This window comes from Methylobacterium jeotgali, from assembly GCF_022179345.1.
Classification (GTDB): domain Bacteria; phylum Pseudomonadota; class Alphaproteobacteria; order Rhizobiales; family Beijerinckiaceae; genus Methylobacterium; species Methylobacterium jeotgali.
On sequence record NZ_BPQR01000065.1, the window covers coordinates 1 to 22,462 of the forward strand.

The 22,462-nt window shown below is 69.7% G+C and carries 22 protein-coding genes; 17 read left to right on the forward strand and 5 right to left on the reverse strand.

The window, feature by feature from the left end; genetic code table 11:
- Positions 1-459 precede the first annotated feature (459 nt).
- A complete protein-coding gene (locus MFF04_RS17720; protein ID WP_238231203.1) occupies positions 460-933 on the forward strand; it encodes a YidB family protein in 474 nt (157 codons plus the stop codon).
- 575 nt (positions 934-1,508) lie between these two features.
- Here the strand turns inward: MFF04_RS17720 and MFF04_RS17725 are convergent.
- Entirely contained in the window at positions 1,509-3,422 is a 1,914-nt protein-coding gene (locus tag MFF04_RS17725; protein WP_238277746.1) for a potassium transporter Kup, read from the reverse strand.
- 263 nt (positions 3,423-3,685) lie between these two features.
- Here MFF04_RS17725 and MFF04_RS17730 point away from each other — a divergent pair, with 263 nt between their 5' ends.
- Positions 3,686-3,928 carry a DUF6894 family protein gene (locus tag MFF04_RS17730; RefSeq protein ID WP_012452131.1) on the forward strand — a complete coding sequence of 81 codons (243 nt, stop codon included), beginning with the start codon at positions 3,686-3,688 and terminating at the stop codon, positions 3,926-3,928.
- On the opposite strand, the gene MFF04_RS17735 is transcribed toward MFF04_RS17730, so the two are convergent.
- Together MFF04_RS17735 and MFF04_RS17740 are read right to left on the reverse strand one after the other, a co-directional pair.
- Complete coding sequence (locus tag MFF04_RS17735) at positions 3,925-4,176, reverse strand: hypothetical protein (protein ID WP_012452130.1); 252 nt, start codon at positions 4,174-4,176, stop codon at positions 3,925-3,927. The two genes, MFF04_RS17730 and MFF04_RS17735, sit on opposite strands and share 4 nt — an antisense overlap.
- An 18-nt stretch (positions 4,177-4,194) precedes the next feature.
- A complete protein-coding gene (locus MFF04_RS17740; RefSeq protein WP_012452129.1) occupies positions 4,195-4,440 on the reverse strand; it encodes a hypothetical protein in 246 nt (81 codons plus the stop codon).
- A 241-nt stretch (positions 4,441-4,681) separates the two neighbouring features.
- Here MFF04_RS17740 and MFF04_RS17745 point away from each other — a divergent pair, with 241 nt between their 5' ends.
- Positions 4,682-6,232: a sensor domain-containing diguanylate cyclase gene (locus MFF04_RS17745; protein WP_012452128.1), complete on the forward strand. Its 1,551-nt coding sequence runs from the start codon at positions 4,682-4,684 to the stop codon at positions 6,230-6,232.
- A gap of 204 nt (positions 6,233-6,436) precedes the next feature.
- Here MFF04_RS17745 and MFF04_RS17750 read toward each other — a convergent pair whose 3' ends face one another.
- Positions 6,437-6,694 (reverse strand): DUF6894 family protein, encoded by a 258-nt coding sequence (locus tag MFF04_RS17750; protein ID WP_012452127.1) that lies wholly within the window; start codon positions 6,692-6,694, stop codon positions 6,437-6,439.
- Positions 6,695-6,910: 216 nt separating this feature from the next.
- Between MFF04_RS17750 and MFF04_RS17755 the strand changes: the two genes are divergently transcribed.
- The 6 genes from MFF04_RS17755 to MFF04_RS17780 all read left to right on the forward strand — a co-directional run bounded on the left by MFF04_RS17755 (position 6,911) and on the right by MFF04_RS17780 (position 14,849).
- Positions 6,911-7,702 carry a Crp/Fnr family transcriptional regulator gene (locus MFF04_RS17755; protein ID WP_238231201.1) on the forward strand — a complete coding sequence of 264 codons (792 nt, stop codon included), beginning with the start codon at positions 6,911-6,913 and terminating at the stop codon, positions 7,700-7,702.
- Between the two features lie 51 nt (positions 7,703-7,753).
- Complete coding sequence (locus MFF04_RS17760; RefSeq protein ID WP_238231199.1) at positions 7,754-10,411, forward strand: PAS domain-containing protein; 2,658 nt, start codon at positions 7,754-7,756, stop codon at positions 10,409-10,411.
- Positions 10,412-10,547: 136 nt separating this feature from the next.
- A complete protein-coding gene (locus tag MFF04_RS17765) occupies positions 10,548-12,770 on the forward strand; it encodes a CHASE3 domain-containing protein (protein ID WP_238277748.1) in 2,223 nt (740 codons plus the stop codon).
- Positions 12,771-13,337: 567 nt separating this feature from the next.
- On the forward strand, positions 13,338-13,832 hold the full coding sequence (locus MFF04_RS17770) for a YciE/YciF ferroxidase family protein (RefSeq protein ID WP_012452123.1): 495 nt from the start codon (positions 13,338-13,340) through the stop codon (positions 13,830-13,832).
- Positions 13,833-13,990: 158 nt separating this feature from the next.
- Entirely contained in the window at positions 13,991-14,461 is a 471-nt protein-coding gene (locus tag MFF04_RS17775) for a DUF3597 domain-containing protein (protein WP_041370935.1), read from the forward strand.
- A gap of 142 nt (positions 14,462-14,603) precedes the next feature.
- On the forward strand, positions 14,604-14,849 hold the full coding sequence (locus MFF04_RS17780) for a hypothetical protein (RefSeq protein ID WP_012452121.1): 246 nt from the start codon (positions 14,604-14,606) through the stop codon (positions 14,847-14,849).
- Between the two features lie 25 nt (positions 14,850-14,874).
- Here MFF04_RS17780 and MFF04_RS17785 read toward each other — a convergent pair whose 3' ends face one another.
- On the reverse strand, positions 14,875-15,885 hold the full coding sequence (locus tag MFF04_RS17785; protein ID WP_238231198.1) for an HWE histidine kinase domain-containing protein: 1,011 nt from the start codon (positions 15,883-15,885) through the stop codon (positions 14,875-14,877).
- A 362-nt stretch (positions 15,886-16,247) separates the two neighbouring features.
- Here MFF04_RS17785 and MFF04_RS17790 point away from each other — a divergent pair, with 362 nt between their 5' ends.
- From MFF04_RS17790 to MFF04_RS17825, 8 genes are all read left to right on the forward strand, one after another.
- On the forward strand, positions 16,248-16,475 hold the full coding sequence (locus MFF04_RS17790) for a hypothetical protein (protein ID WP_163190483.1): 228 nt from the start codon (positions 16,248-16,250) through the stop codon (positions 16,473-16,475).
- A 13-nt stretch (positions 16,476-16,488) separates the two neighbouring features.
- On the forward strand, positions 16,489-16,938 hold the full coding sequence (locus MFF04_RS17795) for a glutamine amidotransferase-related protein (protein WP_238231196.1): 450 nt from the start codon (positions 16,489-16,491) through the stop codon (positions 16,936-16,938).
- Positions 16,939-17,014: 76 nt separating this feature from the next.
- On the forward strand, positions 17,015-17,365 hold the full coding sequence (locus tag MFF04_RS17800) for a type 1 glutamine amidotransferase family protein (RefSeq protein ID WP_238231194.1): 351 nt from the start codon (positions 17,015-17,017) through the stop codon (positions 17,363-17,365).
- Positions 17,366-17,498: 133 nt separating this feature from the next.
- Complete coding sequence (gene gntA, locus MFF04_RS17805; RefSeq protein ID WP_238231192.1) at positions 17,499-18,203, forward strand: guanitoxin biosynthesis heme-dependent pre-guanitoxin N-hydroxylase GntA; 705 nt, start codon at positions 17,499-17,501, stop codon at positions 18,201-18,203.
- A gap of 77 nt (positions 18,204-18,280) precedes the next feature.
- Positions 18,281-19,384, forward strand: a complete 1,104-nt coding sequence (locus tag MFF04_RS17810; protein WP_238277751.1) for a cation:proton antiporter — start codon at positions 18,281-18,283, stop codon at positions 19,382-19,384.
- An 11-nt stretch (positions 19,385-19,395) separates the two neighbouring features.
- Positions 19,396-20,103 (forward strand): cation:proton antiporter, encoded by a 708-nt coding sequence (locus MFF04_RS17815; RefSeq protein ID WP_238231190.1) that lies wholly within the window; start codon positions 19,396-19,398, stop codon positions 20,101-20,103.
- Between the two features lie 97 nt (positions 20,104-20,200).
- Positions 20,201-21,202 carry an SDR family oxidoreductase gene (locus MFF04_RS17820; RefSeq protein ID WP_012452116.1) on the forward strand — a complete coding sequence of 334 codons (1,002 nt, stop codon included), beginning with the start codon at positions 20,201-20,203 and terminating at the stop codon, positions 21,200-21,202.
- Between the two features lie 61 nt (positions 21,203-21,263).
- The gene (locus MFF04_RS17825) at positions 21,264-22,442 is read left to right on the forward strand and encodes a zinc-dependent alcohol dehydrogenase (protein ID WP_012452115.1); all 1,179 of its coding nucleotides are present in this window, start codon (positions 21,264-21,266) and stop codon (positions 22,440-22,442) included.
- Positions 22,443-22,462 lie beyond the last annotated feature (20 nt).

Sequence of the window (22,462 nt, forward strand, 5' to 3'; positions counted from 1 at the left end):
GGGGACCGAACGGGGCCCGGGACGAGTTCCACCTCGCCGCGGCGGCCCAGAACCTCAGGAAGCTCGCCAAGCTGATCCCGCTGCAGCAGCTGAGCCTGGCCTGATCGGCCGGGATCGCCGTCACGCCGGACAGAAGCGCTCATCCGCTCGGCACTCGATCCACATCGGCCGCGGGTTTTTCAACGAAATCCGCCATAAGCGGCCCTTCCAACAGAGTCGCTGGAATGGCTGCTTAGCCTTCGAAACCTGCCATTGGCATGGAATAGCAGGTCGCGGCGACCACAACGTCCTCATTTGGGAGAACGGACGGTTCGGTCCGCGCGAACGCTCCCGGTTTCGGTGCGGCATCCGTCCAGCAAACAGATGGCGGACTGCATCGGCTTGGTGGCCTTGCGCGTTGCAGGTGCCTATCCCACGGCGACCGGCCCCGATCAGGCCGCCGTTAGCCGGAGACGAAACATGAGCGATGGCTACCCCTCGATGACGGCCCTCCTGGGCCTGCTTGCTGTCGCCGGCTATCAGAACCGGGACAAGCTCGCGGAAATGCTGGGCGGAGCCGGCCAGGCTACGCCGGCACCGGCTGGCACCGGCGTGGCACCTGGCGGCCCGGGCGCGGGGCTTGGCGGCATCCTCGGCGGTCTGCTCGGCAACCAGCGGGGCCAAGCCCCCGGCGGCTTCCTGCACAGCGGCCTCGGCGAGATGCTTGAGCGCTTCCACCAGGCTGGCCACGGGCCGACCGCGCAATCCTGGGTCGCCCAGGGGCCGAACCAGGAGCTTCCGCCGCAGCACCTTGAGCAGGCCATCGGGCCGGACGTCCTCGCGACCCTGACCCAGCGCACCGGCCTGTCCCGCGAGGAGCTCCTGTCACGGCTGTCCCGGGAGCTTCCCCAGGCCGTCGACCGCTACACGCCGGACGGCCGGATGCCGGCCTAGCCGAGCGCCTGTCGGTCAGGCACGCCCGATCCAGCCGCGCCACGTGAGGGCGGCGAAGAAGAGTTCGACGTCCCGGAAGACGCCTGCAGCACGACGGCGTCCGCCTCGGGAGCGAGTAGGTGCAGGTGAGTCTCCACGGCGACCCGCGCCTTCGCCGCCTGGTCGCGGTCGGCGCCAGAGGCGACCGCGAATGCCTCGTACCGCGCGAGCCACGGCGAACGGCTGCCCTCCTGCGGGAAGCTCGCATGAGCCGCCACGAACCGTTCGCCCGGCTTCAAGCGCCGGCGGATGGGGCGGACGGTGTCCTCGCAGTCCGCTGAGTCGAGGAAGTACAGGGTGAGGGGACGGGCGCCACATCAAAGGGGCCGACGGGCGCATCGTCGATGTAACCCTGGAAGAGGGTGACATCCTGTACTGGCGCTTCCGCAGGAATGGCTGGCTCTAACACGGCCCGTGGGCGCGCTGAACCGCTCACAAGTGACCTGCCGCAAAGCCGCTCGGGCATGCGGCTCAACGTGAGGCCCAGCGGTCGTGCACGAGCCGTGCGACCAAGCCGCGAAGAGCCGCGCACGCCGTCAGATGTCGATCCGCGCTCCGATCTCGACGGCCCGGTCCACCGGGATGCGGAAGTAGCGTGAGGCATCGGTCGCCGCGCGCGCCATGGCGATGTAGAGGCGGTCCTGCCAGACCGGCATGCCCGTCTCCGGCGAGGGCACCAGGACCCGCCGCGTCAGGAAGTAGGAGAGGTTGCCTGCGTCGAAGCCGGCGCCGGCCAGGGCGCGGGGCAGGTCGGGCAGTTCCATGAAGCCGAAGCGCACGGTCACGCAGGTGAAGACATCCGAGAGCGGCTTCACCGCGACGCGCTCACCCTCAGGCACCCGTGGCATGTCGTCGGTGACCACGTGCAGGATGACGTTGCGGGCATGCAGCACGTGGTTGTGCTTCACGTTGTGCATCAGGGCCCCGGGCGTGTCCCCCGGCGAGCCGGTCAGGAACAGGGCCGTGCCCGGCGCCCGCAGCAGCGAACCGGCCTCGGCCATCCGCTCGAAGTCGGACAAGGGCACTCGCCGCCGGTGGATCTCCGCGGCGACGAGGGCCGAGCCGCGCCGCCACGTCCACATCGCCGTGACAAGGGCCGCCCCGATGGTCAGGGGCACCCAGCCGCCGTGGAGCAGCTTCAGCGCGTTGGCGGACAGGAACACCAGCTCGATCAGCAGGAACGGAGCGATGACCGCGACCGCCAGCACGGGCGACCAGCGCCAAGCCTTCCAGGCCACGACGAAGAGCAGAACCGCCGTGATGACCATGTCGCCGGTCACGGCGATTCCGTAGGCCGCCGCCAGTGCGCTTGACGACTTGAACAGCACCACCAGAAACACGACCGCCACGAGCAACCACCAGTTCACTCGCGGGATGTAGATCTGTCCCTTCTCCGTCTCGGAGGTGCGCTGGACCCGCATGCGCGGCAGCAGGCCGAGCTGCATGGCCTGCTGCGTGATCGAGAAGGTGCCGGTGATGACGGCCTGGCTCGCGATGACGGTCGCCACGGTGGCTAGCAGCACCATCGGTAGCAGGGCCCAGGACGGGTAGAGTAGGAAGAAAGGGTTCTCGATGCGCTCGGGGTGGGCGAGCAGCATAGCGCCCTGGCCGAGATAGTTCAGGGCGAGCGCCGGCAGGATGAGGCCGAACCAGGCCACCCGGATCGGCGAGCGGCCGAAATGGCCCATGTCGGCGTAGAGCGCCTCGGCCCCGGTCACGGCGAGGAACACGGCGCCGAGCGCCAGCAGGCCGGCCGTGCCATGGTTGAGCAGGAAGCTCATTCCGTATGCCGGGTTGAAGGCCGCCAGGATACTTAGGTCGTCGGCGAGATGGCCCAGGCCGCCGAGTGCCATGACGACGAACCAGAACGCCGTGATCGGCCCGAAGAACGTCGCCACCCGCGCCGTGCCATGGCTCTGGACCGCGAACAGGCCGATGAGGATGGCAAGGCTGAGCGGCAGCACGTACGGCTCGAAGGCCGGGGTGACGAGCTTGAGACCCTCGACGGCGGACAGCACCGAGATGGCCGGGGTGATGATGGCATCACCGTAGAACAGGGCGACGCCGACCATGCCGAGCACGATGACTGGCCCGCCGGCATGGCCCAGCGCCCGCTGGGCGAGCGCCACCAGGGACGGGGTGCCGCCCTCGCCCTTGTTGTCTGCCCGCATGACCAGGAGAACGTACTTCAGCGTCACGATGAGGATGAGCGCCCATAGGATCAGCGAGACGACGCCGAAGATCATGTCGCGCGTCGGGGCGTGCCCTCCGCCCGCGGCGGCGTGCAGGGATTCCTTTAGCGCGTAGAGCGGGCTGGTCCCGATGTCGCCGTAGACCATACCCACGGAGCCGAGGGTCAGCGCCCAAAAGCCGGTCTTCGCGCCATGGCCCGCATCGGCCGGCAGGGGCGTCCGCTCCGTCGGGAACCCGGCCGTGGCAGGTGCTGGCATCTACGGCTTCCTCCGCCCGCGAATTGAGGCCCCTAGGCCTCAGGGCCTAGAACGGGCGAGACGTGGGGAACGTTCGCGCCAGCCGGGACGAACAAGGCGCCCCCGGACGCGTCGAGGTACGGTTCGGGGACCCCGCGCCGGCAGGCAAGGCCTGCCGGCGCCCAGGTGGCCTCCCCATCCGCGAGCGTCTGGTCCCGCTGCGGTGGGACCCGACGCTCGCGGATGGGGTTTGCCTTCCGGGGAGCCGCAAAGGCGAGTGCCCCATGCCGGTCTTCTTCTTCGACGTGTGCGCCCGCGGGCGCCTGGAAGCCGACGAGGCCGGGCTCGAACTCGCGAACGCCGAGGCTGCCTACCTTGAGGCGTGCGCCGCCATCCCGGGGCTGACGGCCGAGCTCCTGCGCGCCGGGGACGAGCCGCGCGGGTGCGCTTTCGTCGTGGCCAACGAGGCGGGACGGATCCTGTTCGGGGTCCCGTTCCACGAGAGCCAAGGCGGACCCAGCCCTTAGGTCCCACCACTCCCGACGGCTTGGTCCACCCTCACCCCGACTTGTGTGCCGAGCCGGTTGGAGACCTCCACGACGACGGGCGCGCCGCAGGCGGCCATGAGGTCGCGCAGCATGCCGACGCTCTCCTCGGCCTCGGCCAACGACGTCAAGCCCGCGTGGCGGAAGACCTTGCCGGAGGCGAGCACCGCGATGACCGCGAACCGGCCGTCAGGCATGCCGACGATGCGGCATTCGACCGGCTTGGCCATGACGCGCGGCTCCTCGGCTCAGGTCGTCAGGCGGCGGGTGTTGGCGGCGACCAACTCCCGGTAACGGGCGACGACCTCGTCGTGCGATCCGCCCGCCAGCAACGTGTTGGCGGCCTCCATCGCGGCCACGACCTTCTCGCCGACCATCGAGACCATCTCGGCCTGGGCCTCCGCCCCGCCCCAGGCGATCCGGACCAGCCGCAGCTCGATGACCCGCTGCGCCTCGACGGCGAGCAGGAACGCGGCACAGAAGGGGTTCAACATAAGGGCTCCGGTATGGTCGGCGGATCCTGTAACGCACCAAGCGCGGGTGCGGTGCCGTCGGACGGCTACGCAGGGCCCTCGGGAATGCCGCGGTCCGCTCGGAAGGATCCTCCGCATCGCAGGTACCCTTCGTTAGCCACGACGGAGTTAAAGGGCCAGGAACGGATTCGACGGAAAGCACCCGTCAGCGTCTCGCGTCTTATCAACCAAGCAACGACGACGAAGCTCGGGAGAGCCGCTGATGGTCCTGCCTTCACGCCTCGCGCGCCTGCTCCGCTCCACCCATACCTGGATCGGGTTGGGCGTGCTCGCGCCGCTCGGCATGCTAATGGTGTCGGGACTGATGCTGCTCGACCTGCGCCAGGACGCCTGGGACAAGGCCGAGCAGACATCGAGGAACTTGCTCCAGGTCATCGAGCGCGACATCGCCCGGAACGTCGAGGTCATCGACCTCACTCTCCGGGCCATGCAGGACAACATGCGGATGCCGGGTCTCGCCAAGCTCGACCCGGACATGCGCCAGCTCGTGCTGTTCGACCGGGCCACGGGCGCGCGCGACCTGGGGGTCATGTTCGTCCTTGACGAGAACGGCGACGTCGTCGAGGACGCGGCGGCCTCGCCACCGCGCAAGGGCAACTACGCCGACCGCGACTACTTCCAGGCGCACAAGGCCAACGGGCATCTCGGCCTGTACGTCGGCCGCCCCATCGTCTCGCGCCTGACCGGCGAGCGCATGGTCAACTTCAGCCGGCGCATCGACAAGCCCGACGGCTCATTCGGCGGGTTGGTCCTGGGCAGCCTAAAACTCACCTACTTCGCCCGCCTCTTCGACCAGATCGGCCTTGGGCAAGAGGGCGCGATCAACCTCTACCTGCGCGACGGCACGCGCATCACCCGCCACCCCTACCTTGAGGCCGACGTCGGCGTGAACATCGCCGGGTCCCGGACCTTCGACCGATTCGCACGGGAGGGCGCCGGGAAGTTCGTCGAGACCTCCGTCCGCGACGGCGTCCGGCGCCTCTACACGTTCAGCCAGGTTGGCGACCTCCCCCTGATCCTGAACGTGGCGCTCGCCGTCGACGAGGTCGAGGCCGGGTGGCGGGCGAAGGCCGTCTCGATCGGGACCGTTGTGCTCCTGCTGTGCGGCCTCACCGTCGTGCTGTCCCTCCTGTTCGGACGCGAGCTCCGCCACCGTGCCGCCATGCAGGCCGAACTTGCCCGGTTGTCGCTCACCGACGCGCTGACGGGACTGCCGAACCGGCGCCGCTTCGAGGAGGCGTTCGAGGCGGCCTGGGACCGCGCGCGACGCACCGGCAAGCCGCTCTCGCTGCTCGTCGTCGATGCGGACCACTTCAAGCGCTACAACGACCGCTACGGCCACGCGGTGGGCGACGAGGTACTGAAGGGGCTCGCCCAATGCCTTTCCGCCGGCGTGCACCGGCCGGACGACCTCGTTGCGCGCGTCGGCGGGGAGGAGTTCGCGATCCTGTTGCCCGACACCGACCAGGACGGCGCCATGCGCATCGCCAGCAAGGTGCACGAGGCGGTCGCGACGGTCTCGGTGCCCTCGGCAGGCATCGCGGCGGGCGCTGTGACGGTGAGCATCGGCCTCACGACAGGCCATGGCTCAGCGAGCGAGCGGGCGGAGGCGCTGTACCGGGCGGCCGACGCGGCGTTGTACGAGGCGAAGGCGGCGGGCCGCAACCAAACCCGCTGTGCCCCCGGCAGCGAGAAAGGCAACCTGAGGGCTCCAGTGCTTCGTCTCGTCGGGGCCCATCGCGGGCAGGCCTGAGGCAAACGCCGACGATGTCCTCGAAAGCGCGTGGCAGTTCCCCGAGTGGAGGTCCCGAACGGTCCAGATGGTCCCGCAGGCAAAGGGCGGCCAGCGTGATGGGCTTACTGCCCTAGGTCTTGTGGTCTGCGTACCCGTCGCTCGGCCTTAGGGGTGACCTACGGCGTGTCCGCGAAGCGGGACCGGCCGTGCGTGGCTCCCGCCTTATCGGTCCCGGGTCTGGCCCTTGGGATCGCACTCGGCGGCAAGGTTTAGCCGAATGGTGCAGAGCTGCGCGCCCGCCTCGTCACGGACGTAGGCCACGAACGCGCGCTTGCCGTCCGGGGGCGGCGCCTCCCGGCCGATGTCCGGCAACGCCGCAATCGCTGCGTCGCGCGCGGCCTGCAGGCTCTCGTAGTCCTGGCCTTCATCGTCCCGCAGCCACAGTTCACCGTCCTGGAAATCGAGGAAGTAGCGGGGCATCGCGTCGCGGGGCTTGAGAGACCGGTCAATACGAACCTAGAAACCCTTCAGCCGCCGATGGTTGCATGTGTTAACGCGCGCATCCGACGGCCCGCGCCAAGCCGATGAGAAATGCCGGTCTTCCGCCCTTTTGTGCACTTGTGAACTGACAGCGAATCGAGCGTCGCTGTAAGAATAGGTCCAGGCCAACCCGGTACGACGCTCCGCCGCTGATCCATGCCCTCAGACGTCGACGACCTGCTCAGCGGCAACCTCCTCCTCGGCGCCTTGCGCTTGCCCGACCAGGCGCTGCTTCGGCCGCACCTGGAACTGAGGGAGTACCGACGCGGCGAGGCGCTGTTCGACGCAGGCGATGACGTCGGCCACATCACCTTCCCGCTCGGTCAGTGCGTGGCCGCCCTCCTCATCGGGCTCAGCGACGGACGCGCCGTCGAGACGGCCACGGTCGGGCGCGAGGGGGCGGTCGGCGGCGTCGTCAGCCAGGGCTCCCTGCCGGCCTTTAGCCGGGCCGTCGTCCAGATTCCCGGCTCGGTGCTGCGCATCGAGGCGCCGGTGCTGCAGCAGATCAAGCAGACGTCCCCGGGCCTGCGTAACCTGATCACCCGCTACTCCGACTGCCTGCTTGCCCAGGTGCTCCAGTCGGTGGCCTGCAACGCCAGCCACACCATCGAGGCGCGCTGCGCCCGGTGGTTGCTGGGTTTGCAGGACCGTCTCGGCAGCGACGTCCTGCCGGTCACCCACGAGGTGCTGGCCGAACTCCTGGGCGTGCAACGCTCCTACCTGACGCGGACGCTGCGGACCCTGCAGCAGCAAGGGCTGATCCAGGCCCGGCGCGGGCGCATCATCATCCTGAGCCGCCCAGCGGTCGAGGAGACCGCCTGCGAGTGCCACGGCGCGGTCAAGCGCCACTTCGAGACCGTGCTGGGTGCCGTCTACAACGCCTCCGGTACGCTGGTGTCCCTGAGACCCGCGCCAGTGGGTGAGAAGCCGATGTGCCAGGCCGTCTGAGAGGGCGCCGCGCGGATGGAACAGAATACGGTCCCCGGACGTGACCACGCCATGGGGCAGCCCAGCCAAACGACGAACGAGTTCGCGCGCCTGCAGGCGCTCGCCGGCTACGACATCCTCGACACGCCTCGCGAACGGGAGTTCGACGACGTCGCCGACCTGGCGGCCGAGATCTGCGGCACGGCCATCGCGGTGGTGAACTTCATCGGCGACGGGCGGCAGTTCTTCAAGGCCGAGGTGGGACTCGGGGTGCGCGAGACACCGCTTGAGACCTCGTTCTGCCGGCAAGCCATCCTGCAGAGCGATTTCCTCTACGTGCCGGACGCGGCCCGGGACCCGCGCTTCGCCTGCAACCCCCTGGTGACAGGCGAGCCCGGCCTGCGCTTCTACGCCGGCGCCCTGCTCAAGACTGAAGACGGGCATCCGGTCGGTACGGTCTGCGTGCTCGACACCCGGCCGCGCGAACTTACGGAGCGGCAGCAGGCCGGCCTGCGGCGCCTTGCCCGCCAGACCATGGCACTGTTGGAGGCGCGCCGGAACGCCCGCGCCCAGCAGATCCAGAAGGAGCTGCAGGAGCGTATCCTCGACAGCGCGACGGACTACGCCATCATCGCCATGAACCGGAGCGGGCGGGTCACCCGCTGGAGCGCCGGCGCCGAGCGCGTCCTCGGCTGGCGCGAGGAGGAGATGCTGGGCGACCCGGCTCACGTGTTCTTCACCCCCGAGGACCGCGAGGCGGGTCAACCCGAGATCGAGATGGAGCTGGCGCTGAAGGAGGGCTTCGCGCCCGACGAGCGTTGGCACCTGCGCAAGGGCGGCGAGCGGTTCTGGGCCAACGGAGAGCTCATGCCGCTGAAGGGCGCGGACGGCACGGTCCAAGGTTTCGTCAAGATCCTGCGTGACCGCACAAGGCAGCGCGCGGAAGCGGCGGAGCGCAGCGCGAGCGAGCTGCGCTTCCGCTCGCTCGTCGAGGTCAGCCCACAGGTGGTCTGGTTCGGCAACGCCGCCGGCGACATCACCTACTGCAACCCGACCTGGTACGCGTACACCGGCCTCACCCCGGGCGACACCGGCGGCGACGGCTGGGCTGGCGTGATCCATCCGGAGCACCGTGAGCAGGTGCTCGGCGTGTGGAAGCAGGCGGTCGCCACGCAGGGACCCTACGAGGTCGAGATCCCGTTTCGCCGAGCCTCCGACGGTGCGTACCGCTGGTTCCTCGCGCGCGGCAAACCCGTTCGCGGCGAGGGCGGTCGGGTCGAGAGCTGGATCGGCATCGCCATCGACATCCATGACCGCCGGCAGGCCGAGGACGACCTGCGGCAGGCACGCGAGCAGCTGCGGCTCGCCGTCGATGCGACCGGCACCGGCGTGTTCGACTACGACTTGGTCGCGGACGAGTTGAAGTGGGACGCCCGCATCCTCTCCTTCTATGGCTTGCCGCCGGACGCCCCGGTCGACCTGAACGTGCACTTGGCCCGCGTGCACCCGGACGACTTGGCAAGGGCGGACGAGGCGGTGCGCGCCGCAGTCGACCCGGACGGCGACGGCGTCTACGACGTCACGTACCGCACGGTAGCCCCGGAGGACGGGACCGAGCGCTGGGTGTCCGCGAAGGGCCAGACCCTGTTCGACGACGGTCGGCCGGTGCGCCTCATCGGCTTCGCGCGCGACGTTACCGAGGGCCGGCGGGCCGAGCAGGTCCTGCGCGAGACCGAGGAGCGCTACCGGCTTGTCTCGCGCGCGACCAACGATGCGATCTGGGACTGGAACCTCGCCGCCAACCACTTGCTCTGGAACGAGGCGCTCCAGACCGCCCACGGCCACCGGCCCGAGGACGTGGAACCCACCGGCGACTGGTGGATCGGCCATATCCATCCCGAGGACCGCGCCCGCATCCACGCCACCATCCATGCCGTCATCGACGGCACCGGCACGGTCTGGACCGACGAGTACCGCTTCCTGCGTGCCGACGGCTCCTACGCCGACATCCTGGACCGCGGCTACGTCATCCGGGGCGAAGGCGGTCGGGCGGTGCGCATGATCGGCGCCATGTTCGACATCACCGAGCGGAAGCGGGCCGAGGAGCGCCAGCGCCTTCTCGCCGGCGAGCTGCAGCACCGGGTCAAGAACACGCTCGCTCTGGTGCAGGCCATCGCAAGCCAGACCCTGCGAGGAGCCAACGACGTCAACGAGATGCGGGAAGCGTTCGCCGCGCGCCTGATATCCCTCGGGCGCGCTCACGACATCCTGACACAGGCGAACTGGACCGAGGCGCCCATCGGCGAGGTGGCCGAGGGCGCGCTCTCGGTGCACCGCCAGGCCGAAGCCTCGCGCATCCGCATCAGCGGGCCCAACGTGCTCCTCTCCGCCAAGACCGCGCTCTCGCTGGCGCTGGCGCTGCACGAGCTCGCGACCAACGCCGCCAAGTACGGAGCCCTCTCGAACGAGGGCGGCATGGTCGACCTGCGCTGGCTCGTGGTGCACGCGGGCGACGGGCCCCGCTTCTGCCTGACGTGGTCCGAGCAGGGCGGCCCACCCATCCTGAGCCCGCCGGTTCGCCGCGGCTTCGGTTCGCGCCTGATCGAGCGCAGCTTTGCGGCCGAGGTCGGCGGCGAGGTCCGTTTGACCTACGCGCCGACCGGTATCGTCTGCCGCCTTGAGGCGCCGCTCGCCTCCATGCAGGAGCGGCGGGACGAGGCCGTGGCATGATGGTCCGGAGCTGGGGGCAGCCTCAACGATCCCGCAATCGCATGCCATGCCGCGTCCGGCGGGACGCGAGCGCGCAAGGGACCTTCGTTCCCGGCGACCGAGCCACGAGACACCTTCACTTGCTGCGCTGGATACGATGACACGCTACCTCGTCGCGCGCGCCAACCTGCTGGTCTTCGGTGTGCTCGTTGTCATCCTCGCCCTGGTCGGCGTGCTGACCTGGGAGCGCCTGAACGAGTCGCGCGTCGCCCGCGAGTGGTCCCAGCACAGTTACCGCGTGCTCGGAACCACCAAGGACCTCGCCATCGCCCTGCGCGACGCCGAGCGCGGCCAGCGCGGCTACCTTCTCACCGGCCGGGACGAGTACCTCGGACCCTACAACGCCGCGCGCGACCGCATCAGCCTGCTCCAGGGCGAGCTCCAGAAGCTGACCGCCGACAACGGCGCCCAGCAGGAGCGCCTGCGTGCGCTGGCGCCGCTCCTGCAGCACAAGTTGGAGGAGCTCGCCCAGACCGTGCAGGCCCGTCGGGATTCCGGGCTGGAGACGGCCCTGCGCATCGTCAACACCGACACCGGCCGCAACGACATGCGCGAGGCGGAGAACGTGCTCGCCGCCATGCTCGGCGACGAGCAGCGGCTGCTCGACGTGCGCCTCGCCCAGAACGACGCCCGCGCCCGGTGGGTGCGCTGGCTCGTCATCGGCGGTTCGGCGCTCGCGGTCCTGACCCTGCTCTGGGCTGCGCGGCTCCTGAACCAGGCATGGTCGCGCTCCTTCAGGACCGAGGCCGAGCAACGCGACCTGGCGCTCCGCCTGCGCACCACGCTGGACAGCCTCAGCCAGGGCGTCGCCGTGTTCGGCCCGGACCGCAAGCTCGCGAGCTGGAACGCGTGCTTCCAGGTGCTGCTCGACCTGCCGAAGGCGATGCTCCGGCCAAGCACGACCTACGCCGCCTTCGTCGAGCACTCGGCTGAGCCGGGCCGCCCAGCGCTTGAGACCGAGGACCAGATCCGGCACGGCATCCGGAACCCGCGTGAGGCCGTCACCTACGAGCGCGAACGCGCGGACGGCCACCACCTTGAGATCCGCCGTACGCCGATGCCGGACGGCGGATTCGTGCTGACCATCTCAGACATGACCAAGCGCGCCCAGGCCGAGGGCGTGCTGCGCGAGGCCCAAAAGATGCAGGCCATCGGGCAGCTCACCGGAGGCATCGCGCACGACTTCAACAACCTGCTGCAGGTCATCCTCGGGAACCTGGAGTTCGTACGAGCCAAGCTCGAAGGCGACGCCAAGCTGCAGCAGCGGATCGAGCGAGCGGCCTGGGCGGCCCAGCGCGGGGCGACGCTGACCGCGCAGCTTCTTGCCTTCGCCCGCAAGCAACCGCTGGCACCCGCCGCCATCGACCTGGCCGCGACCATGCCGGACCTGGTGCCGCTCCTGCGCCGCACCCTGGGCGAGCACATCGAGGTGCGCTACGTCGAGACCGCCGGCCTATGGCCGGCCATGGCCGACCCCGCGCAGCTGGAGAGCGCCGTCCTGAACCTGGCGCTCAACGCGCGCGACGCGATGCCGGGCGGCGGCCGTCTCACCATCGAGCTCGGTAACAAGGTGCTCGACGAGGAGTACGCGCGGCACCATGCGGAGGTTGTGCCCGGCGACTACGCCATGGTGGCGGTGTCCGACACCGGCCACGGCATGACGACGGATGTGGTCGCGCGCGTGTTCGAGCCGTTCTTCACGACCAAGCCCGACGGCAAGGGCACGGGGCTCGGCCTCGCGATGGTGTTCGGCTTCGTCAAGCAGTCGGGCGGCCACGTGAAGATCTACTCGGAGCCCGGCGAGGGCACCACGGTGAAGCTCTACCTGCCGCGCGCGGTCGGGGCGGCCACACCGTCGCAACGGACGGGCGCGCCCATCGACCTGCCGCGCGGCACGGGTACGGTGCTGGTGGTGGAGGACGAGGCGACGGTGCGCGAGATCGCCTGTGCCATCCTCGCCGACCTCGGCTACCGGGTACTGGAGGCGGCCGACGGCGAGGAGGCGCTGCAGGTGTTCGGCCAGAACACGACCGCCATCGACCTGCTGCTCACCGACGTGGTGCTGCCGGGCAAGGTGCGTGGCCGAGAGCTCTCGGAGCGCGTGAGGGCGGTCCGGCCGGAGGTACGGGTGCTCTTCATGTCCGGGTACACCGAGAACTCCATCGTGCACCACGGCCGGCTCGACGACGGGGTGCAGCTCATCGGCAAGCCCTTCAAGCGCGAGCAGCTCGCCCGCAAGGTCGCCGAGGTGCTCGGCGCTCCCGCCGAGACGAGGGGGCCCGGCAAGGTTGTGGAGCTCAGGCCGAGGCGCGACGCCTAACGGCGGTGTCGACGAGGGGCGTTGGCGCCCGGGCCGCAACCACCTAGCCCGGCTGACCCGCCTTCCCCTCGGCCTTGGTGAGATGTGCCTCGTGCTGCTGCTGAAGAACCTCGAAGGTGTCGCGGATTAGATGCCGAATGGCGCTGGGTACGTCGCGCGAGCGTTGGCCATGACCTGGTCGAGAAGGTCTGCCGCCTCCTGGCTAACGGGCTCGGGCAACGACCGCTTTCGGGCTTCCTCCGGCGGGACTGACGCGTCCGCTTCATCGGACGTTGCGGCGCGATCCCCGGACATCCTTGGCCGGGTAGGCCGTGCATCTTGTTCGGGCATCGTCGACGCACCTCCTCTATTGCCGACAGCATGGCGTCCCTGAACCGTCAGGCCATTTCGAGTTCGGTTTCCTCTGTCTCCAGCCAGCCTACACGCATCCGGGTCGGAAAGCGCGGCCAAGCGCATCCGACGGAAGTCGGCCGGAAAGGCACATCTGCACGGCCCGACGCGGCAAACCGACCAGGAACATCGCGAGCAAGGTCGTGTTGCAAGGGAAGCAGCCAACGGGAGCCACCGATGTCAGCACCGAGCAGCCTCAAGGAAGTCTATCTCGACGAGATGAAGGACCTTTGGTCCGCCAACGACCAGATGATCAGGACAGTCAAGGAGTTGGGTGGCCACGTCTCCGACCCCAAGCTCAAGCAGATGCTTGAGCACTCGGTTGGCGGCATCCAGAAGCACACCGACATCCTCAAGGACCTGATCCGGCAGAACGGCGGCGAGGCCGAGCCGGAGCACTGCAAGGGTATGGAGGGTCTCGTGACCGAGGCGAAGAAGCACGGCATCCAGGAGGCGCCGACCGACGGCAAGCTGCGCGACGTGGAGATCATCGCCCAGTACCAGCGCATGTCGCACTACGGCTTGGCGGGCTTCGGCTCGGCGGCGGCCTACGCCAAGGCCCTCGGCCGCTCCGAGGACGAGCAGAAGCTGAAGCAGGCGGTCGCGGAGATCTACGAGGGCGACGAGATCGCAAGCCAGCTCGCCGAGAGCCTGGAGCAGGTCGCGGCCTGAGCCGTCACGACCGAGGCGAGGCGGACGGCACCATGAGCGTATATGCCACCGCCCGTCGACCATGCTCCGATGCGGGCGACGAGTTGCGGAACGTCGGTCACTGGCGTTCCGTTGTCGTCCGCTCGGCCCTAGTCGGGGCCAGGATCTTGGAGGACTGGATGAGCATCTTTGGGTCGATCATGTCGAAGATCTTCGGCGGCAGCGCGAGCGCCCAGGCGGCGGCCCCGCACGCCTCGGAGGCGCCGAGCGTGTCGGCCGCGGCGCAGGGTTCGGGCGGTCCGACCGGCTCGGCCAGCAGCGCGGCCGCGCCCTCGATGAGCGGGGCGCCGTCCCCGGTCGCCGACGCTCCATCGGGAGCCGGGCAGGCGAACGTCGATGTCGGGCAGGTGCTCGCCGGCCTTGCCTCGAAGAAGGGCCAGGAGCTCGATTACAAGCGCTCCATCGTCGACCTCATGAAGCTGCTCGACCTCGACAGCAGCCTGCAGGCCCGCAAGCAGCTTGCGGACGAGCTGCACTACACGGGCGACAAGGAGGATTCGGCCTCCATGAACGTCTGGCTGCACAAGCAGGTGATCCAGAAGCTCGCCGAGAACGGCGGCAAGGTTCCCGACGACCTCAGGCACGCCTGACGGCAGGGGGGCGCCGGATACCCCTTTCGGCGCCCCCAAAAACCGTATGTTGCCCGGACAGCCTGACGAGGCGGCCGGGCACCCAGGCACCTGAGCTGTCGGGGGAGCCCAGCATGACACGCATCAGCAGGACCGCGAGCCCATGCCCTACAGGACCTTCGTAACCCTCGTGCTCGCGACCTCCAGCCTCGTCGTGGCGCAGTCCGCATTCACCATGGACCGGGAGGCCTTGAAGGCGCGCTGCAGCGGCGACTACGCCACGTACTGCGGCGACCTCCCGCCGGACGGCGACGAGGTCCAAGCCTGCTTCCGGAAGAACATGGCGAACCTCTCGCCGGCCTGCCGCACGGAGATCGACCGGAGCGGGAAGGATGGCAGGAAGGGTTGAGCCTCCCGGTTTAGGCCGACGCTCCCTAAGGGTGTGACGGCGGCAGGGGCATGCGCACGGACACCCGCAGGCCATCCGGAGCGAAGTCCACATCCACCTCGGCACCCGTCTGGGTGGCCAGGACCTTGTTGAGGAGCCGGTGGCCGAAGCCTTCGCGCGTGGGGTGCGGGTCGGGCGGGCCGTCGTGCTCGCTCCAGTCCCAGCGCAGGGCACGCCCGGCATGCCCATCCTCGACCCACCAGTTCACTTGGAGGCGGCCGTTCGGGTCGGCCAGCGAGCCGTGCCGCAGCGCGTTCGTGGTCAGCTCATGCAACGCCATGCCGACCGGCACGGCGAGCTCGGACGGCAGCACGACCTTGGGGCCCTCCAGGGTGAGGCGCCGCCTTTCGTCGTAGGGGTCGAGCTCCGCCCTCAGCAGTCCCTCGAACGAGGCGGCCTGGGCAAGGTCCTCGGTGATCAGCGCGTGGGTCCGGGCCAACGAGCCGATCCGCCCCGAGAACGCGCGGGTGAACTCGGCGACGGAGAGCGAGGAGCGGGCGGTCGCGTCCACCACCGCCTGGACCGTGGCGAGGGTGTTCTTCACTCGGTGGTGCAGCTCGCGCACCATCAGCGCCTGACGGTCCTCGCCGCCGCGCCGCTCGGTTATGTCGCGTTGGGCCGAGACCCAGTGCGAGATGCCCCCGTCGCCCTCGCGCACGGGCGTGATCAGCCACTCGACGACGTAGGTCGAGCCGTCCTTGCGGTAGTTCACCGCTTCGCCCTGGAACGGCTCGCCAGCGGCAAGGGCGGCGCGCATGCGGTCGAGGACGGCCCGATCCGTTCCGGGCCCCTGCAGAAGACGCGGCGTGAGACCCACGACCTCCTCGGCCCCGTAACCGGTCATGCGCGTGAAGGCGGGGTTCACGTACTCGATGCGCGGTCCCGGTTCGTCGAGGTCGGCCGAGGTGATCACGATGGCCTCGCCGGAGGCTTCGACGGCGGCCTGCAGGAGCCTTGGGTCCGGCTTGCCCGCCGTCGCGATGTCCCGAACCTCCAACGCCCCCTCCCGAACGGCCCCGTCCCAAGAGGCTGTCGGTAGAACCGTATTCATCGCCTCAGGTTGCCAACCTGCGTCGCCGGTGCACCGCACGCCTGGCCGCGCTAGCCGGACCGCCGCAGGCCCGGCAGATGGCACCGACGCCGACCACCCCAGCTCGCCGCATGGGCTTCCCCCCGCGTAAGGGCGAGACGCCGGCATGGATGGGTGGCTCGATGTCCCTTCGGCGGCGGAGGGCAAGCCGGCCTGGGCCCCTAGGAGATACAGCGTGACGCACGCGCCTCCGCAAACCCTTCGCCGCCACGGGTGTTGTCCGACATGACCTCGCGCGACGAGGGCGGACTTGGTTCCAAGGAGGTGCCATGACGGTCGGTCACGAGGAGGGTTGCCGTTACCTGCGGGAGCTGAAGGTGATGACCTCCTTCCGTCCGATCCCCGTCATTCCCAACCTGGAGGTCGCGCTGTTCCAGCGGTTGCAGGCTTTCGAGGTGGAAGCCAAGGCGGCCGGCGCCCCCAGGGAGGTCCTGAGCGCCATCGCGGCCGCACGCCTAGACCTGCGGCCGTGGCTCGGCTTGCCACGCGGCCACTGAGAACTGGGCTGCCGTGAATTCAACCCAATCGTCGTCGCGCTTCCTGGTGGCCGAGAGCGAGACGCCCGAGGCGCGTAAGAAGCGTCGCGAGAGCGTCGGCCGCTCCTCTGGCGAGACCTACCTCGACATCCTGCGCAGGCTCGCTCCCGGGGCCACCTGCGACCGCATCCAGCCGGCCGACGCCGATGCGGCTCTCCCACCCGGGGACAGCTTGGCCGAATACGACGCGGTGTTCCTCACGGGCTCGCCACTGCATCTCTACGAGGAGACGCCGGAGACCCGGCGAACGGTCGCCTTCATGCGGAGCGTGTTCGCTTCGGGCACGCCGGCCTTCGGCTCCTGCGCCGGGCTGCAGGTCGCGAAGGTCGCCGCCGGCGACAGCGTGCGCCCGAACGCGAGAAGGTTGGAGGCAGGGTTCGCGCGGCGGATCACGCCGACGGCGGATCACGCCGACGGCGGATGAGCGGTCACATCCACTGCTGGCGGGTCGGCCGGCGGCCTTCGACGCGCCGGCTATCCACACCGACGAGGTCGACGCGTTGCCACCGGGGGCCACTCTGCTCGCCGGCAATCGCCTCACTGCCGTGCAGGCCGCCGAGATCCGCTTCGACGGCGGCGTGTTCTGGGGTGTGCAGTACCATCCCGAGACCGGCCTGGACGAAGTGGCCGGTGCCCTGCGCCGACAGGCGGATAGCTTGGTCGAGGCCGGGCTCGCACGGGGCGAGGACGACGTGGAAGCCTACGCGCTGCAGGTCGATGCCTTGCACCGCGAGCCAAACCGGCGCGACCTCGCCTGGCGCCTCGGCCTGGACGAGCAGGTCACCGACGAGCGGCTCAGGCTGGCCGAGATGCGCAACTTCATCGGGGCGCTCGTCCGGCCCGGGCGGTGAGGGCTGACATCTGTGGATAGGCAGGACACCTCCCAGCCCGCGCGGAACGCGGCCTGCGGGGGACCGTTGCCTGTTGCCGCGGCGCCTCGTGCCGGTTCCGCGGGCATCTTTGCGACCTGCGTGCCGAGTTCCGATGCAACTGCCCCGAGACGATACCAACCATCCGCAGGCGGAAGCCTTCCGGGCCTTCATCCGCGACGCCGGCTTCCCCTGCGTCGGCGCCAAGTCGGCCCTGACCAAGGGCCAGATGCGGGTGCTGGTCGCCCGCGACATCACCTCGGCCTGGGACGACATGCGCATCTACCCGGCCTTGATGGCCTTCGCGGCGCGCTACCGCCGACAACCGGACCTGTTCCAGAGCTTCGCCGTCGTCTTCGAGGGGCCGAGCGACCTGGACGAGGAAGGATTCGAGCGGCACCTTTGGAACCGTGTGCAGTCCCTCGCCGACAAGGACGCCTGGCTCGGCCACCCCTGGGACGGGCGCGTCGCCCCCGAGCCGGACAGCCCACACTTCTCCCTGAGCTTCGCCGGCGAGGCGTTCTTCGTGGTCGGCCTGCACCCGAACGCCAGCCGGCCCGCCCGGCGGTTCTCGTCGCCGGCCCTGGTTTTTAACCTGCACGCCCAGTTCGAGCAGCTGCGCGAGGCCGGGCGCTACGAGAAGCTGCGCTCCTCCATCCTGCAGCGGGACGAGGCGCTGGCCGGATCGGTGAACCCGATGTTGGCCCGGCACGGCGAGGTGTCCGAGGCGCGCCAGTACAGCGGCCGGGTCGTGGACGAGGAGTGGCGATGCCCGTTCCGCCCGCGTGCGACGGACACCACCGCCTCCGGTACGGCCTGAGGCGACGTTGGCAGGGACCTCCGGCGCCGGGAGACGTTTCCCGAGCCGGCAGGGGCGCGCTCAAGGGAGCTTCGCGAATGGAACAGGGTGTGGCGACGGCGGTGCTTTGCATCGTCGCGGGCGGCATCGCAGCCCAGGTCATCGCTTCCCGTTTCCGCATTCCGGCCATCGTCCTCCTCCTCGGGCTCGGCTTCCTCATCGGGCCGGTGCTCGGCCTCCTCCATCCGTCCCAGGCGTTCGGGCCAAACCTCCGTCCCCTGATCGGCCTGGCCGTGGCCATCGTGGTGTTCGAGGGCGGCCTCGCGCTCGACTTCCGCGAGTTGCGTGCCGCCGGCGAGGGCGTGCTCCGGCTCACCGCCATCGCCCTGCCCATCAACTTCGTGTTGGGCACGGTCGCCGCCCACCTCGTCGGCGGCATGCTCTGGGGGCCGTCGGCTGTGTTCGGGGCCATCCTTGTGGTGACCGGCCCGACCGTCATCCTGCCGCTGCTGCGCCACGCCCGCCTGGAGCGGCGCTCCGCCGCATTCCTGAGGTGGGAAGCCATCGTCAACGACCCGGTCGGCGCCATCCTGACCGCCATCGTCATCGAGATCCTGGTCGGCCTACCGCATCGGTCGGGCGAGGAGGCCGTGACGGACCTCGCGCTGCACCTCGCGGAAGGCGCCGGGGCCGCCGCGGTCCTCGGGGTCGGCTCGGCCTTCCTCGTGGCCTGGGCGTTCCGGCGCGACCTTGTCCCGGAGACCCTGAAGACGCCGCTCCTGCTGGCGCTGGCGCTCGTCGCCTACGCGGTGCCGAACCTCCTGATGCACGAGGCCGGGCTGATCGGCGCGACCGTGTTCGGCATCGCGCTCGCAAACCTGCACGTCCCGGGCATCGCAGAATTGCGCCGCTTCAAGGAGGCGCTGGTCGTCCTCCTGGTCTCCTGCCTCTTCGTCGTCCTCACCGCCGACCTCGACCTCACGGTGCTGGGCAAGCTCTCCCTGCCGGTCATCGCGTTGACGGCCACGACGCTGTTCGTGGTGCGGCCGGCGGCGCTTTGGCTGGCCACGTGGCGCAGCGACCTGACCTGGCGCGAGCGCCTGTTCGTCGGGTGGATCGGCCCGCGCGGCATCGTGGCGGCCGCGGTCGCCGGCCTCGCCGGCCCCAGGCTCAGCGAGGCGGGCTATGCGGGAGGCACCTGATCCAGCCGACGGTGTTCGCCGTCATCGTCGCGACCGTGCTCGCCCATGGGTTCTCGCTCGCGCCGCTGGCACGCCGGTTCGGGCTCTCGGTCGCCGCGGATGCGGAGCGGCTTGCCGTCGTCGGCGCCTCGCCCTGGTCAAGCGACCTCGCCCTGGCGCTGCACCGCGCCGGCGTGCCGGTGCTGCTGGTCGACACCTATCCCGGGGCCTTACGCGCGGCCCGGGCTGGCGGGGTGCCGACGCTGCAGGCTGAGCTCCTGTCGCGCGAGGCCGAGGAAGGGCTTGCCGACCAACCGCCGGACCGGCTGCTCGCGGCGACCCGGGACGAGCTCTACAACGCGCTCGTCTGCACGCGCCTCGCGCCGGAACTCGGCCGCGAGCGGGTCTACCAACTCGCGCCGTCCGCGGACCACCTCCTGCACGCGGAGACCGGCGTGAGCCGGGACTCGCGCGGGAAGGTGCTGGCGAACGGGTTCGACTTCGAGGCCCTGGCAGGGAGACACGCCGCCGGCTGGCGGTTCGTGATCGAGCTAGCCGGCTCAGAGGTCCGCGACGCGCGGTGCCTGCTCGTCATCCGGTCGGACGGGAGCCTCGACTTCCCCTCGCCGGACCACGAGATGGCCCGGACGGCGGACGGCGACCGTCTGCTCCTGCCAGCTCCCTCAGACGGGGCGCGTCATGGCGACGTCCGCGAGCCGGTCATGGCCGGCACGGCCTAGACCCGAAGGCACGGAACGCGCTGGGGCTGCAACGCTTCGGCGTCTGGCGCGTAGACATGCCGGGCACCGTTCAGGGTCGACAAGGAGCGAACCGGACATGGCGCATAAGGCGCTGCGCGAGCAGGTCATCGTCGTCACAGGCGCGTCGAGCGGCATCGGCTTGGCCACCGCCCACATGGCCGCCAAGCGCGGCGCCCGGGTGGTGCTCGCCGCGCGCAGCCAGGACGTGCTCGCCCGGGTCGCCGACGAGCTCGGCCCGAACGCAACCTATGTCGTCGCCGACGTAGGCCGGCGCGAGGACGTCCAGGCCATCGCCGACAAAGCAATCGCGACGTTCGGCGGCTTCGACACCTGGGTCAACGTCGCCGGCCTGACCGTCTACGGGCCGTTGCGCGAGATCGCCTACAAGGATCACGAGCGCCTGATCCAGACCAACCTCTGGGGTACGGTGAATGGCTCTCTGATGGCCGTCGAGCACCTGCGGAAACGCGGTGGCGCGCTGATCAATGTCGGCAGTATCGCATCCGACCTCGCCTTCCCGTTTCAGGGCCTTTACGCGACCTCGAAGCACGCGGTGAAGGGTTTCACCGACACCTTGCGCATGGAGCTCATCGCGGACCGGGCGCCGGTCTCGGTCACCCTCGTGAAGCCGGCGTCCATCGACACGCCGCTGCCGCAGCGTGCCCGCAACTACATGGACCGCGAGCCGACGCTGCCGCCGCCGATCTACCCGCCCGAGGAGGTGGCCAACGCCATCCTGCACGCCGCCGTGCACCCGCAGCGGGACATCTTCGTGGGCGGCGGCGGCAAGATGTTCGTGATGGGCAAGGAGTTCGCGCCGGGCGCCTACGACGAGCTGGCGCCGGCCATCATCGCCTTGCAAAAGCGTGCCGAGGAGCCGCGGGACCCGCAGGGCGCCCTCCATGCGCCGCGGCATGCCGGCGAGGTTCGCGGCGACCCGCCCGTCTACGTCGTGCGCACCAGCGCCTACACTCGGGCGACCTTGCACCCGCTGGCGACCGCCAGCGTGGTCGCCGCCGGCCTGGCCGCGACGGCCGCCGTGATCTTCGGCACGCGACCCAGGCAGCGCCGTCGCTGACCGGGTACGCGCCCGGATTACTGACCGAAACCGAACCCCCAACGAACGGAAGCGACCGACCATGAAAGCACTCACGTGGCAGAGCCGGGGCAAGATCACCTGCGAGACCGTGCCCGACCCCAAGATCGAGCACGGGCGCGACGTCATCATCAAGGTGACCGCCTGCGCAATCTGCGGTTCGGACCTGCACCTCATGGGCGGGTTCATGCCCACCATGGAATGCGGCGACGTCCTCGGCCACGAAACCATGGGCGAGGTCATCGAGGTCGGAAAGGACAACGCGAAGCTCAAGGTCGGCGACCGCATCGTGGTGCCCTTCACCATCTGCTGCGGCGAGTGCCGGCAGTGCAAGTGGGGCAACTGGAGCTGCTGCGAGCGCACCAACCCGAACGGCAAGCTCCAGGCCGAGACCTACGGCTACCCGCTCGCCGGCCTGTTCGGGTTCTCCCACATCACCGGCGGCTACGCGGGCGGCCAGGCCGAGTACCTGCGGGTGCCCTACGCCGACGTCGGGCCCATCGTGGTGCCCGAGGGCCTCACCGACGAGCAGGTGCTGTTCCTGTCCGACATCTTCCCAACCGCCTACCAGGCCGCCGAGCACTGCGACATCGGTCCTGAGGACACCGTCGCCATCTGGGGCTGCGGCCCGGTTGGCGTGCTGGCGGTGAAGTGCTGCTACCTGCTCGGTGCCAAGCGCGTCATCGCCATCGACAGCGTGCCCGAGCGCCTGGCGCTCGCCCGCGAGGCCGGCGCGGAGACCATCGACCTGTCCAAGGAGAACGTGCAGGACACGCTGATGGAGATGACCAAGGGCCTCGGCCCGGACTCGGTCATCGAGGCGGTCGGCATGGAATCCCACGGGGCGGACACCACGCTGCAGAAGGTCACCTCGGCCATCATGGAGCACACGGTCAGCCTTGAGCGGCCTTATGCGCTCAACCAGGCCATCCTCGCCTGCAGGCCCGGCGGAAACGTCTCGATGCCGGGCGTGTTCGCGGGTCCCGTCGGTCCCGTCGCCCTCGGCATCCTGATGAACAAGGGCCTGACCCTGAAGACCGGCCAGACCCACATGGTGAGGTACATGAAGCCGCTGCTGGAGCGCATACAGAACGGCGACATCGACCCCTCCTTCATCATCAGCCACCGCTCGACGAACCTTGAGGAGGGCCCGGCGCTGTACGACCTGTTCCGGGACAAGAAGGACAACTGCACCAAGGTCGTGTTCAAGCCGCACGGCTGACGCCACCCGGGTCATGGCCG